Source organism: Cupriavidus sp. SK-4, assembly GCF_000611125.1.
Classification (GTDB): Bacteria; Pseudomonadota; Gammaproteobacteria; order Burkholderiales; family Burkholderiaceae; genus Cupriavidus; species Cupriavidus necator.
Window position 1 is genome coordinate 60,405 of sequence record NZ_JFJW01000069.1, and the last position, 12,463, is coordinate 72,867.

12 protein-coding genes and 1 tRNA gene are annotated in these 12,463 nt (G+C 69.6%); 3 read left to right on the plus strand and 10 right to left on the minus strand.

Translation table 11 applies throughout. From position 1 onward, the window contains the following. Positions 1-116: 116 nt before the first annotated feature. The 6 genes from CF68_RS15240 to CF68_RS15265 form a co-directional block, all read right to left on the minus strand. Positions 117-1,307, minus strand: a complete 1,191-nt coding sequence (locus tag CF68_RS15240; RefSeq protein WP_035820138.1) for an amidase — start codon at positions 1,305-1,307, stop codon at positions 117-119. 37 nt (positions 1,308-1,344) lie between these two features. Further along, a complete protein-coding gene (locus CF68_RS15245) occupies positions 1,345-2,358 on the minus strand; it encodes an ABC transporter ATP-binding protein (RefSeq protein WP_035820140.1) in 1,014 nt (337 codons plus the stop codon). Positions 2,359-2,368: 10 nt separating this feature from the next. Further along, positions 2,369-3,400 (minus strand): ABC transporter ATP-binding protein, encoded by a 1,032-nt coding sequence (locus CF68_RS15250; protein WP_051591536.1) that lies wholly within the window; start codon positions 3,398-3,400, stop codon positions 2,369-2,371. Positions 3,401-3,403: 3 nt separating this feature from the next. Next, entirely contained in the window at positions 3,404-4,291 is an 888-nt protein-coding gene (locus CF68_RS15255; protein WP_035820142.1) for an ABC transporter permease, read from the minus strand. Between the two features lie 10 nt (positions 4,292-4,301). Then, positions 4,302-5,252 carry an ABC transporter permease gene (locus CF68_RS15260; RefSeq protein ID WP_035820144.1) on the minus strand — a complete coding sequence of 317 codons (951 nt, stop codon included), beginning with the start codon at positions 5,250-5,252 and terminating at the stop codon, positions 4,302-4,304. Positions 5,253-5,374: 122 nt separating this feature from the next. Further along, the gene (locus tag CF68_RS15265) at positions 5,375-6,997 is read right to left on the minus strand and encodes an ABC transporter substrate-binding protein (protein ID WP_051591537.1); all 1,623 of its coding nucleotides are present in this window, start codon (positions 6,995-6,997) and stop codon (positions 5,375-5,377) included. Positions 6,998-7,213: 216 nt separating this feature from the next. Here CF68_RS15265 and CF68_RS15270 point away from each other — a divergent pair, with 216 nt between their 5' ends. Next, the gene (locus CF68_RS15270) at positions 7,214-8,461 is read left to right on the plus strand and encodes a Zn-dependent hydrolase (protein WP_035820146.1); all 1,248 of its coding nucleotides are present in this window, start codon (positions 7,214-7,216) and stop codon (positions 8,459-8,461) included. A 21-nt stretch (positions 8,462-8,482) separates the two neighbouring features. Here CF68_RS15270 and CF68_RS15275 read toward each other — a convergent pair whose 3' ends face one another. The 3 genes from CF68_RS15275 to CF68_RS15285 form a co-directional block, all read right to left on the minus strand. Further along, positions 8,483-8,830 (minus strand): hypothetical protein, encoded by a 348-nt coding sequence (locus CF68_RS15275; RefSeq protein WP_011615103.1) that lies wholly within the window; start codon positions 8,828-8,830, stop codon positions 8,483-8,485. A gap of 156 nt (positions 8,831-8,986) precedes the next feature. Then, the gene (locus tag CF68_RS15280) at positions 8,987-9,787 is read right to left on the minus strand and encodes an IclR family transcriptional regulator (protein ID WP_035820147.1); all 801 of its coding nucleotides are present in this window, start codon (positions 9,785-9,787) and stop codon (positions 8,987-8,989) included. Between the two features lie 228 nt (positions 9,788-10,015). Further along, positions 10,016-10,102 (minus strand) — tRNA-Leu (locus CF68_RS15285). Positions 10,103-10,376: 274 nt separating this feature from the next. Here CF68_RS15285 and CF68_RS15290 point away from each other — a divergent pair. Continuing rightward, complete coding sequence (locus tag CF68_RS15290; protein ID WP_035820153.1) at positions 10,377-10,751, plus strand: VanZ family protein; 375 nt, start codon at positions 10,377-10,379, stop codon at positions 10,749-10,751. Here CF68_RS15290 and CF68_RS15295 read toward each other — a convergent pair. Next, complete coding sequence (locus tag CF68_RS15295; protein ID WP_035820154.1) at positions 10,726-11,583, minus strand: 23S rRNA (adenine(2030)-N(6))-methyltransferase RlmJ; 858 nt, start codon at positions 11,581-11,583, stop codon at positions 10,726-10,728. The two genes, CF68_RS15290 and CF68_RS15295, sit on opposite strands and share 26 nt — an antisense overlap. Before the next feature lie 155 nt (positions 11,584-11,738). Between CF68_RS15295 and mnmD the strand changes: the two genes are divergently transcribed. After that, the coding region (mnmD, locus tag CF68_RS38370) for a tRNA (5-methylaminomethyl-2-thiouridine)(34)-methyltransferase MnmD (protein ID WP_035820155.1) at positions 11,739-12,463 on the plus strand (725 nt) is incomplete at its 3' end.

Consider the following 12,463-nt stretch of genomic DNA (forward strand, 5'->3'; position numbering starts at 1 on the left):
AATGCGATCACGGCATTGTAGGAGCGCCGGGCTGGCTGGCGGCGCCTTCGGGTGGCGGGCCACCTGATGCGGGTGGGGCGCTGTGTGCCCACCCGCGTGGCCCTTGCGTTACTGGTTCATGCCTGGTGCGCCATGATCCGCTCCGCCAGAGCGACCAGGCTGCGGTCACTGCCCGCCGGCCCCAGCAGCGAGATGCCGAGCGGTGCGCCGTCGCGGCCGGCCAGCGGCAGGTTCAACTGCGGGAAGCCGCTCAGCGGCGTCAGGCACAGCGTCTGGGCGGCGAGGTTGCGGTAGGTCTCCAGGGATTCGATCGGCTCTGCGCGCAACGGTGCGATATCGGGCATGGTCGGCAGCACCAGCACGCCGTCCTGCCCCAGCAGCCGGCCCAGGTGCGCGGTGAAGTCGCGGCGCACGGCGCTGGCTTCGTCGAACTGGCTGCGGGTGACGGCCTTCGAGAAGGCGAAGCGTGCCGCGACATCGGCACCCAGCTCCAGTCCGTGTTGCTCGATCAGTTCGCCGTCGCAGTGCCATGCCTCCCAGCCCTGCACGTAGCGGAACGCCCACCACAGCTCGGACAGCGGCCGGTCGGCTACGGTGACTGGCGCGGCGTGGCCCAGCGCGGCTTCGATCCGGGCGACAGCCGGCGCCAGCGCGTCGCGGGCTTCCGGGGTCGGCTGGCCGAACAGGTCGGACGCGGACAGCAGCCGCGGTGCGGCCGGCAGCGGCGCCGGGTCCGCGCCGAACAGCACCTCGGCCACGCGTGCAAAGGTGCCGATGTCGCGCGCAAAAAAGCCACAGGTATCCAGGCTCTCCGACAGCGGCAGGCAGCGCTCCAGCGAAATGCGCCCGTGCGTGGGGCGGATGCCGAACAGGCCGCAATGGCTGGCGGGCGCGCGCACCGAGCCACCGGTGTCGGAACCCAGCGCAAAGTCGCACAAACTGTTCGATACCGCCGAGGCCGAGCCCGACGACGAGCCGCCGGTGATGCGGTCCGGTGCCGCGCCGTTGACCGGGCGGCCGTAGTGGGCGTTCTGGCCGTTCATGGAGAAGGCCAGCTCGTCGGTATGGGTCTTGCCGACGAAGGCGGCGCCGGCATCCAGCAGCCGCTGCACCGCCGGCGCGGTCGCGGGCTTGATGCCCGAGCGCGCCAGCACGTGCGGATTGCCGCCGCCGGTCGGATAGCCAGCAACGTCGAACAGGTCCTTCACGGCAAAGCTCAGGCCCTGCAGCGGGCCGCTGGCGGCGTGTGGGACCGCAATCTGAGGGTACGGCATGAAGGCACGGGCAGGATGGGTGGCAAGCGTCATGGGGGGCCTGGAATACGTTGGGGTTCTGGAATGGGGGTCATGCCGCGGTGGCGACCGCGGGTTCGGTGGCCAGCACGCAGCTGACGCGGTGGCCGGTGCCGACGGTGACCGCCCGCGGCACCTCGGCCAGGCATTGCGGGCGCGCATGCGGGCAGCGTGGCGCGAAGGTGCAGCCCGGCGGCAGCGCGGCCAGGTCGGGCGGGGCGCCGCCGATGGCCTGCAGCCGCTGGCCGCGGTCCATGCCATGCTGGCGGCTCTGCAGCAGGGCGATGGTGTAGGGGTGGCGCGCCGCGCGCAGCAGGGTCCGGATCGGGCCTTCCTCGACAATGCGCCCGCCGTACATCACCGCGACGCGGTCGGCGATCTCCACCGCGGCGCCGATATCGTGGGTGACGAAGACAATGGACAGCCCCAGTTCGCGCTGCAGCTCGCGCAGCAGGATCAGCACCTGGATCTGCACGGTGGCGTCCAGCGCGGTGGTGGGCTCGTCGGCCAGCAGGATCCTGGGCCGCGCCGACAGTGCCAGCGCGATCATCGCGCGCTGGCGCATGCCGCCCGACATCTCGTGCGGATATGCCGCCAGCCGCCGCTCCGGGCTGGGAATGCGCACGGACTCGAGCGCCTGCAGCGCGCGCTTGCGCGCCTCGGCGGCCGAGACCTTGTCGTGGGTGCGGATGCATTCGACGATCTGCTGGCCCACGGTGTAGACCGGGTCCAGCGCCAGCAGCGGCTCCTGGAACACCATCGCCATGGTGCCGCCGCGCAGCCGGGCCAGCGCGCGCTGGTCGAGCGCCATCACGTCGGCGCCGTCGACGCGGATCTGGCCTGCCATGCGGGTGCGGCGCGGCGGGTGCAGGCGCATCAGTGCGCGCAGCGTGACGCTCTTGCCGGAGCCGGATTCGCCGATCAGGGCCACGGCCTCGCCGGCGCCCACGTCGAGCGAGACGCCGTTGACGGCGCGTATGGTCTTGCCGCCGCCGGAGAAGGTGACGTGCAGGTCCCGCACCGAGATCATCGGCGCGCCGGGTGTGCTTTGTGGGGTGGTGGACATGGTGGGCTCCTCAGGGCGCGGTGGCCAGCAGGCAGGCGACCGGATGCCCGGCCACCAGGTCGGTCAGCTGCGGCTCGCGCCGCGCGCACACGTCCTGCGCCATGGCGCAGCGCGGATGGAAGCTGCAGCCGGGCGGCGGGTTGATCGGATTGGGCGGATCGCCCGCCAGCGGCGCGACCGCGGTGCGGCGGTCCGGGTCCATCGACGGCATCGACGCCAGCAGCGCGCGCGTGTACGGGTGCGCCGGCTGCCGATAAAGGGTCTCGGTATCCCCGATCTCCACCACCTTGCCCAGGTACATCACCATCACGCGGTCGCACAGGTAGCGGATCACGTTGAGGTCGTGGCTGATGAAGACGTAGGTCAGGTCGAACTCGGCCTTCAGGTCCAGCAGCAGGTTCAGCACCTGCGCCTCCACCGACTTGTCCAGTGCCGAGACCGCCTCGTCCAGGATCACCAGCCGCGGGCGCAGTGCCAGCGCGCGGGCAATGTTGACGCGCTGGCGCTGCCCGCCCGACAGCTCGTGCGGATAGCGCCCGGCAAAACGTGCCGGATCCAGCCCGACGCGCTGCAGCAGGTAGCGGGCGCGCTCGGTGGCTTCGCGCGCCGGCACGCCATGGACGCGAGGCGTGAAGGCGATCGATTCCTCGATGGTCAGGCGCGGGTTCAGCGACGAATAGCTGTCCTGGAACACCATCTGCACCTGGCTGCGGAACTGCTTCATCGGCAGCTGGGCCGAGCCCACGCCCTGCGCGTCGAAGATCAGCTCGCCGCTGTCCTGCTGCGTCAGCTGCATCAGCAGCCGCGCGGTGGTGGACTTGCCGCAGCCGGACTCGCCGACCACGCCCAGGGTCTCGCCCTTGAGCACGTCGAAGCTGACGCCATCGACCGCGCGCACCGACGCGGCACGCGCGCGCAGGCCAGGCAGACCGGACTTGATGGGAAAGTGCTTGACCAGCTGGTGGGCGATCACCAGCGGCTGGGCCGGGCCGCCGACGTCGCGGCCGGACTGTAAGGAAGGGGCCTGCATCAGTGCTGGCATGGTTCAGTCCTTGATTTCCATGGCCGAGCGGATGCCGTCGGCCAGCAGGTTGAACGAGACCGAGGTCAGGAAGATCATGGCGCCGGGCAGGGCGGCAACCCATGGCTGGGTGTAGATGGCCGTGCGCAGCGTGTTGAGCATCAGGCCCCACTCCGGCTCGGGCGGCTTGACGCCCAGGCCCAGGAAGGAAAGCCCCGAGGCCAGGATCATCGACACCGAGATCAGGCTGGTGGCATAGACGAAGATCGGACCAAGCACGTTGTTGAGCACATGGGCGCGCACGATGGTCAGCGACGACGCCCCGGAAGCACGCGCCGCATCGACAAACTCGCGGTTGCGCACCTGGGTGGTCACGCTTTCGGCCACGCGCACGATCTGCGGGATAAAGACGATGGTCAGCGACAGCAGCGCATTGCCCACGCCCGCCCCCAGCGTGCCCGACAGCGCGATCGCCAGCAGCACCGACGGGAAGGCGTACAGGACGTCGGTGAGCCGCATGATCACGGTGTTGGTCCAGCCGCCGGCATAGCCGGCGACGATGCCGAGTGCGCTGCCGATGACAAAGGCCAGCAGCACCGGCGTGATGCCCATGAACAGCGACAGCCGCGCGCCCAGCATCAGCCGCGACAGCATGTCGCGTCCCAGCTCGTCGGTGCCGAGCGGGAAGTGCTCGGTGCCGATCGGCTTGAGGCGCTTGAGGATCGATGCCGCGTACGGGTCGGCCGGCATCAGTGCCGGGGCGAACAGCGCCATCAGCACCAGCCCCAGCAGCACCAGCGCAGCCAGCATGGCCAGCCGGTTGCGCAGCAGGCGCCGGCCGACCGTGGTCCAGTAGCCGGGCGAGCGCTGCACCGCAGCGGCGGCCGGTGATTGGTCGAGGGTCATGTCCATGTCGGCCTCCTCAGTTGCGCTGGATGCGCGGGTCGAACAGCGTCTGCAGCGCATCGACCAGCAGGTTGAGCAGCACGAAGAACACCGCCAGCACCAGGATGGTCCCCTGCAGCAGCGGGAAGTCGCGCTGGAAGATGGCAGAGTTGAGCAGGAAGCCCGTGCCGGGCCACGAGAACACTGTCTCGATCAGGATCGAGCCGCCCAGCAGGTAGCCCAGCTGCAGGCCCATCACCGACAGCGCGGTTGGCGCCACGTTCTTGACCACATGGCGGAACACGGCCATATCGGACAGGCCGCGCGCGCGCAGGCCGACGATGAACTCGTTGGCCAGGGTCTCGGCCACCAGCGCGCGCACCGTGCGCGCCACGATGCCCATCGGGATCACCGACATGGTCACCGCCGGCAGCAGCATGTACTGCATGTGCTCCCAGTCCCACGCCCAGTCGCCCGAACCGCCCGGCCCGGCGCCGGTGGCCGGCAGCCAGCCCAGCAGCACCGAGAACGCGATCACCAGCACCATGCCCAGCCAGTAGTGCGGGATGCTGACGCCCAGCACCGACAGCAGCGACGCGGTGCGGTCGGCCACCGAATCGCGCAGGTAGCCGGCGACAAAGCCGAACAGGCAGCCGAAGCTGAAGCCGATCAGCGTGGCCACGGTGGCCAGGCGCAGGGAATTGACCACGGCGGCGCCGACTTCGGCCATCACCGGCCGGCTGGTGGCGATCGAAGTGCCCAGGTCGCCCTGCAGCGCGCGGCCCAGCCAGTGCACGAATTGCTCCAGGAAGGGCTTGTCGAAGCCGTAGAGCGCGGTCAGCTGGCGGCGCAGGTCTTCGGAGGCGTCGGGCGGCAGCACCGACACCAGCGGATCGCCGGGGGCGATATGGACCAGCGAGAAGCACAGCAGCGCCACCCCAAGCAGGATCGGGATGGCATAGAGGATGCGGCGGAACAGGTATTGCATGGGAGGATCCGGCAAATTGGGGCGCGCGTGCGCAGTGCGCGGCACGCGGGGGAGACAGGGCGGGATTGCCGGGCCGCGCGGCGGCGGGGCTGCCGCGCGGCGTCCGTCGGGCGCGGCCGGGATCAGTCCATCGACATCGTCGCGATATCGATAAACCAGCTCTGCGGCTGCACCACGCCCTTGACCTTCTTCGAGATCGCGCGCGGGCCGACGTCGTGCGCGATCAGCACGAACGGCGACTCCTCGACGATGCGGGCATGCAGCCTGGCCAGCGCCGCGTCGCGCGATTTCTCGTCAAACGAGGTGCGCGCGTTCTCGATCAGCTTGTCGAACTCGGCATTGCCGAAGTAGCCCCAGTTGTTCGAGACCGGCGGCTGGGTCTTGGTGCTGACAAAGCGCACCATGGCGAAGAACGGGTCCATCGCCGCAAAGCTGACGTTGATGGCGTTGGCGCCGTGCGCGCTGGCGTCCTTGGCGCCGACGCGCCAGTTGGTGAAGAGGGTGTTCCACTCGACCACGTCGAAGTCGACATCGATAAAGCACTCCTTCAGGTTCTGCTGCACGTATTCGTTCATCGGCAGCGGCTGCATCTGGCCGGAGCCCGACGCCGACACCTGCACCTTGACCTTGACCGGTTTGGCGGCCGAGTAGCCGGCCTCCTGCATCAGCTTCTTTGCCGCGGCCGGGTCGTGCTTGATGTCGAATTTCGGATTGCCCCACCACGGGTTGCCGGCCTCGACGATGCCCTTGGCCTCGGCCATGTAGCCGCCCAGCAGGGTCTTCAGCCCGGCGCGGTTGACGCACAGGTTGGCGGCCTGGCGCACGCGCTTGTCCAGCCACGGCGAGCCGGGCGCGAACGACAGCTGCCACGGCCACATGTGCGGCTGCGCGTTGGCATAGACCTGGAAGCCGCGGCTCTTGATCTGGGCGATGGCGTCGGGTGCCGGGGCTTCGATCCAGTCGACCTGGCCCGACAGCAGCGCGGCGGTGCGCGCGTTGGCCTCGGGCATCGGCACCATCACCACCTTGTCGATTTTTGGCACGCGCTTCGCGTCCCAGTATTGCGCATTGCGCACCACTTCCAGGCGCTCGCGCGACACCAGGCGGCTCATCCTGAACGGCCCGGTGCCGGCGGCGTCGGCGGCAAACGCGACCCAGGCCTGCTTGGAGCGCTCGACCGGATCGGTGACCGAGGCCGGCACCGCGGCGAATTTCTTCTCCCACTGCGTGGGCGAGGCCATGAACAGGTTGGTCAGGTTGTAGGGCAGGAACGAATCCGGCTCGGAGGTGACCAGCTCGACGGTGAGGTCGTCGATCTTCTTGGCCGTGCGCAGCGTCGGCATGCGCGAGGCGGTCACGCCGACCTGGCTGGGATCGAACTGCCTGGCGGTCTTGTCCAGCACTTTGCCGACGTTCCAGACCACGGCATCGGCGTTGAACGGGGTGCCGTCGTGGAACTTGACGCCGGGGCGCAGCTTGAACACCCATCTGGTCTTGTCGGCGGCGTCGACCTTCCATTCGGTGGCCAGGCCCGGGATCAGCAGGCTGGGGCCGTTGCCCCGGGACAGGTCCCATTGGGTGAGGCCGTCGTACATCGGGATGCCGGAGAAGCGGTTGCCCTCGAAGCCCTGGTCGGGCTGGCCGAGCGTGCGCGGGATGTCGGCGGCGGTCATGCCGATGCGCAGCACCTTGTCGGCATGGGCGGCACCGGGCAGCGCGAGCAGCGCCAGCACGGCGGCGCTCATGACCGAGGCAGCTGACTTGAGACCTTTTGCGAGAGGGGACGGATCGTGGTGCACAGGCTTGCTCCTGGGTTGGCTTGAGGGGACCGATGTCTGCAAAGCAAGTCATGTGCCACGGTGGCAGGGCCGGGAACCCGGGCCGAAGTGCGGGCGACGGTGGTCTGCTTCTTGCTGAACCTGCTGGCGTTTCCTCTCCTTCCACCCCACCCGCAACCAGACATGGACCAGCTACACCTTCCCCGCATCAATGGCGCCCGCCTGTGGCAATCGCTGATGGACCTCGCCGCGATCGGCGCCACGCCCAGGGGCGGCGTGTGCCGCATCGCGCTGACCGAAGCCGACCGCAAGGGGCGCGACCTGGTGGTGCAGTGGTGCCGCGAGGCCGGCCTCGACGTGCGCGTCGACGAGATCGGCAACGTCTTCGCGCGCCGCGCCGGCAGCGACCCCGACGCGCGCGCCGTGGCCACCGGCAGCCATATCGACACCCAGCCCTCGGGCGGCAAGTTCGACGGCAACTTCGGCGTGCTGGCCGGGCTGGAGGTCATGCGCACGCTCGACGACCTGGGCATCGTCACGCGCGCGCCCTTGGAGCTTGCGTTCTGGACCAACGAGGAGGGCACGCGCTTCACGCCGGTGATGATGGGCTCGGGCGTGTTCGCCGGAGAGTTCGACGCGGCCTTTGCGCGCGCGCAGGCCGATGTGGATGGCGTCAGCGTGGGCGACGCGCTGGCGGCCATCGGCTACCGCGGCGCGCAGCCGGCGGGCGCGGTGCCGGGCGGCATGTTCGCGGCCTACTTCGAGGCGCATATCGAGCAGGGGCCGGTGCTGGAGGCGGCCGGCATGCCGATCGGCGTGGTCTCGGGCGCGCTGGGCCAGCAGTGGTACGACGTGACCGTGACCGGCATGGACGCGCACGCCGGCCCGACGCCGCTGGCGCTGCGCCACGACGCGATGCTGGCGGCCGCGCGCATGGTCGAGGCGGTCAACCAGATCGCGCGCGACGAGGCGCCGCACGGGCGCGGCACGGTCGGCTATCTGCAGGTCACGCCGAACTCGCGCAACGTGATTCCGGGCCGGGTCGATTTCTCGGTCGACTTCCGCAACCTGTCGCAGGCCGGGCTGGACCGCATGCACGCGGCCATGCAGGCGGCATTCGAAGGCATTGCCGTGGCCGCCGGCGTGGAGGTAGAAACCCGCCAGGTGGTGAAGTTCGAGCCGTGCGTGTTCGCGCCCGAATGCGTGGACAGCGTGCGGCGCGCGGCCACGGCGCTGGGCCTGCCGCATATGGACGTGGTCAGCGGCGCCGGCCACGACGCGGTCTACGTCGCGCGGCGCGCGCCCACCGGCATGATCTTCGTGCCGTGCAAGGACGGCATCAGCCATAACGAGCTGGAAGACGCGCTGCCCGAGCACATCGAGGCGGGCGCCAACGTGCTGCTGCAGGCCATGCTGGCGCACGCGCGCTAGGCGCCCGCGCCAGATCCGGGGCTAGTTGCAGATCGTGCCGGGAACCGGCTTGCCCGAGGCGGTCAGCCCCTGGCACGCATCGCCGCTTGCCAGGCTGGTATCCGAGGCCGCGGCCGGTGACAGCTTGAGCTTGCCTGCCACGGTGCAGCACCCACGGGCTGGCGGCGGCGCCGGCGTGCGCTTGGTCGCCGGCAGTGGCGCCGGCCCACCGGCCTCCGCGGTTTCTTCCGCGTCAGGAAAGACGCACTGCCCTTGCTGGCAGATCCGCTCTCCTTTGCACTGCATGTCGTACTGGCATCCGGCAGCATAGGCGAGCGATGACCAGCCAGCGGCCATCGACGCTGCCAACAGTAAGGCGGGGAATTTCATATGCCCTCCGATCAGGGCTGAGGTGAAGATGCCGGAGCGGCTCGGTGCCGCCCCGACACCTTCAGCATAGATCGCGGCAAGGGCCCGCGAAAGGCACCGGCACTAAGGTGTTCTACCACCCCTGCCCAAGTCGGCGGGCGTTCGCCGTGCCGGGACTCAGTGGGCGATCGAGCGCGAGATCGCCCGCGCGCATTCCATCACCAGCGGCGCCAGCTTTTTCTGTGCCTCGGCCATGCGCCAGCGGCTGGCCGGCGGCGACACGTGCACCGCGCCGACCGCCACGCCCTGGCTGTTGACGATGGGCGCGGCCAGGCCCATGTCGCCGATGAACAGTTCCTCTTCATTGCTGGCGTAGCCCAGCCGGCGGCACGCCGCCACGCGCTCGAAGATCGCATCCACGCCGGTCAGCGTCGCGGGCGTGCGCGCCACGCGTGCCGACTGCTCCAGCATCGGCAGGACCTGCTCGTCGGGCAGCGTGCTGAGGTAGGCCCGGCCGGAGCTGGTGCAATACATCGGGATGCGCATGCCCACCGGCGTCAGCACCGGCATGTGTTTGGCGGTCATCAGCTGGGCCACGTAGACCATGTCCAGCCCGACCGGCTCGGTCAGGTTGGCGGTCTCGCCGCTGGCTGCGGCCAGCTGCGACAGGTAGGGGCTGGCCACCGGGATCAGCGCGTCGGCCGCCAGGTAGTTGTAGCCGATTTCCATCACCCGCGGCGTCAGCCGGAAGCGGCGCGTCTGCGGGTGCTTGTCGACATAGCCCAGCGCTTCCAGCGTATGGATGGTGCGCTGCGCCGAGCTCTTGTTCATGCCGGTCAGCGCGGCCAGCTCCGACAGGGTCAGCGTGCGATGGACGCCGTTGAACGCACGCAGGACTTCGAGGCCTTTTTCCAGCGACTGGTTGAACAGCGGGTTGTCGCGGTCGGGCGCGGGGGACGGGGCGGGTTTTGACGGCATAGTTGCGTCGCGGGCGAGAGGCCGGGCGGCACCATCCGCGGGATGGCTGCACCACGATGAATGAGTATTGCACCAATATACGCATGTATCGATTATCGATACGATGGCGGAATGATACCGTCGCTGGCGCAGGCTGGAAAGTGCCGCGGCGTGGGGGTTCCTGCCGGGAGAAGCGGGTCTAAGGGGATTTGAAAACGGAAGTTGTCAGCCCGCCACTTGAAAGGCGGGTGGTGCGAGGGAGGGGACTCGAACCCCTACACCATTGCTGGCGTCAGGACCTAAACCTGGTGCGTCTACCAATTTCGCCACCCTCGCGGTCCTTGCGGCGCTGCCCGGGCGGGCGGCCGCGATGCTCGCTGGCTTGCGCCGGACAGGAAAGCAAAAAAGGCGGCTGGAACTGCCCGCCTTTCTTCTGTCCGCTGCTGCCGGCACTGGCCGCCGAACCGTGGTGTCGGCGTGGCTCGCGCCTGCAGTGCAACGAGGCTGCGGATTGTAGCGCAAGGCGCGGGGGGAATCCAGCCCCGCCGGGTGCTCCGGTGGCGGCGGCAAGCGGCAGGGATATATTGTCGGCTTTCCAGATGCCGAGCACATGCCGATGACTGCCTTCCCGACCCTGACCCCGCTACGCTGGCGCCTGCTGTTCTGGGGCTGTGCGGCCGCGGTGCTGGCGCTTTCGCTGATGCCGCCGACGCAGCCCTTGCCGACCACCGGTTGGGACAAGGGCAACCATATGCTGGCGTTCGCGGTGCTGGGCGTGCTGGGCCGGCGCGCCTACAGCGGCCGTGGCTGGGCCGTCTTGCTGGGGCTGGTGGCGTACGGCGGGCTGATCGAGCTGCTGCAGGGGCAGACCGTCTACCGCGAGGCCGACTGGCTCGACCTGCTGGCCGACAGCGTCGGCCTGGCCGCGGGCATGGCGCTGGACTGGCTGGTGCGCCGCCTCAGCTCTCCTCGGCTTCGAGCGTGAACTTTGCGCCGTCGTCCTGGCCGAGCAGGTCGGTCAGCACCGGCATGGCCTGCTGCAGCGATTCCTTCAGCCGCCACGGCGGATTGACGATGAACATGCCGCTGCCATGCAGGCCCAGGCCGCCCTCGACCGGATGCCTGACGGTCAGGGTCACGTGCAGCCAGCTCTTGAGCGGCAGGCCCTTGAGCTGCACCGGCAGCTGCACCGATTCGCGCCGCTGCACCTGCGGGTACCAGACCGCATAGACGCCGGTGGCAAAACGCTCCAGCCCGTCGCGGATGGTCTGCACGGTGCGGGCGTAGTCCTGCTTGTCCTCGTAGGACGGATCGACCAGCACCAGCGCGCGGCGCGGCGGCGGAGGCAGGATGGCCTTGATGCCGCCGAAGCCGTCGCCGTCGTACAGCATGACGCGGCGCCCGGCGCCGCGGAAGTTGTCGCGCAGCACCTGGATCTCGGTGCTGTGCAGCTCGAACAGCCGCAGCCGGTCGTGCTCGCGCAGCATCTGCCAGGCCAGCCAGGGCGAGCCGGGGTAGTGGCGCAGGTTGCCGTCCGGGTTGAGCGCGCGCACCTGGTCCAGGTATTCGTCCAGCATCGCCGGCAGCTGTGTGCCGCCGGCGGCGGCGCGCCACAGCGGCGCGATGCCGGTTTCGAACTCGGCCTTCTTCTGTGCGTAGGCGTGGTCCAGCGCATAGAGGCCGGCGCCGGCGTGGGTGTCGATATACCAGAACGCCTTGTCCTTCTGCGCCAGGTGCTCGAGCAGTTGCACCACGACGGCGTGTTTGAGGACATCGGCATGGTTGCCGGCGTGGAAGGCGTGACGGTAGCTGAGCATGTGGAGCGGGGCGCCTGGGCGGCGCAAATCAAGGGGCAGGGCGGTGCGGTCTGCGGGAAGGCCGCTATGCTACCATCCGGCGCGAGTTGCCCACCCCCTCCCACGCCCCGGCGAATCCGCCCGGGCATTTTGCTTTTCGCCGAGTTTCCTGTCCCATGCCGCGCGCACTAGAGCCCGCCGAGCCGATCCTGTCTGCCGAAGGCATCCCGTATTCGCCCCGCTACGACGACGTTTACCACAGCACCGAAGGCGGGCTGGCGCAGGCCGCCCATGTCTTCCTGGGCGGCAACGGCCTGCCGCAGGCGTGGGCCGGCCAGCGCCAGTTCGTCATCGTCGAGACCGGCTTCGGCCTGGGGCTGAATTTCCTGGCGACCTGGCAGGCGTGGCGCGACGATCCGCAGCGCTGCGGCACGCTGCATTTCTTCTCGATTGAAAAGCACCCGTTCACCCGCGAAGGGCTGGCGCGGTTGCACGCCGGGCTGGACGGGCTGCAGCCGCTGGCGCAGGCGCTGCAGGCGCAATGGCCGCTGGCGCTGCCGGGGCTGCACCGCCTGGCCTTCGACGGCGGGCGCGTGGTGCTGACGCTGGCGCTGGGCGATGTCGAGCAGATGTTGCCGCGGCTGGCGGCCGGCGCCGATGCCTTCTACCTGGACGGTTTCGCGCCGGCGCGCAATACGGAGATGTGGTCGCCGCAGGTGTTCCGCGGACTGGCGCGGCTGGCCCGGCCGGGCGCCAGGCTGGCCACGTGGGCGGCCGCGGGCTTTGTGCGGCGCGGACTCAAGGAGGTCGGTTTCGAAGTCAGCAAGGCGCCCGGCTTTGGCGGCAAGTGGCAAATGACCGTCGCGCGCTTCCGCCCGCAATGGAAAGCGCGCCGCCACGC

Excerpts from the sequence above, each read along its gene's own strand:
- CF68_RS15245 (WP_035820140.1), bottom strand. The coding sequence starts at position 2,358 with ATGTCCACCACCCCACAAAGCACACCCGGCGCGCCGATGATCTCGGTG.
- CF68_RS15270 (WP_035820146.1), top strand. The coding sequence starts at position 7,214 with ATGGACCAGCTACACCTTCCCCGCATCAATGGCGCCCGCCTGTGGCAA.
- CF68_RS15255 (WP_035820142.1), bottom strand. The coding sequence starts at position 4,291 with ATGGACATGACCCTCGACCAATCACCGGCCGCCGCTGCGGTGCAGCGC.
- CF68_RS15250 (WP_051591536.1), bottom strand. The coding sequence starts at position 3,400 with ATGCCAGCACTGATGCAGGCCCCTTCCTTACAGTCCGGCCGCGACGTC.
- CF68_RS15290 (WP_035820153.1), top strand. The coding sequence starts at position 10,377 with ATGCCGATGACTGCCTTCCCGACCCTGACCCCGCTACGCTGGCGCCTG.
- CF68_RS15280 (WP_035820147.1), bottom strand. The coding sequence starts at position 9,787 with ATGCCGTCAAAACCCGCCCCGTCCCCCGCGCCCGACCGCGACAACCCG.
- CF68_RS15275 (WP_011615103.1), bottom strand. The coding sequence starts at position 8,830 with ATGAAATTCCCCGCCTTACTGTTGGCAGCGTCGATGGCCGCTGGCTGG.
- CF68_RS15265 (WP_051591537.1), bottom strand. The coding sequence starts at position 6,997 with ATGAGCGCCGCCGTGCTGGCGCTGCTCGCGCTGCCCGGTGCCGCCCAT.
- CF68_RS15240 (WP_035820138.1), bottom strand. The coding sequence starts at position 1,307 with ATGACGCTTGCCACCCATCCTGCCCGTGCCTTCATGCCGTACCCTCAG.
- CF68_RS15260 (WP_035820144.1), bottom strand. The coding sequence starts at position 5,252 with ATGCAATACCTGTTCCGCCGCATCCTCTATGCCATCCCGATCCTGCTT.
- CF68_RS15295 (WP_035820154.1), bottom strand. The coding sequence starts at position 11,583 with ATGCTCAGCTACCGTCACGCCTTCCACGCCGGCAACCATGCCGATGTC.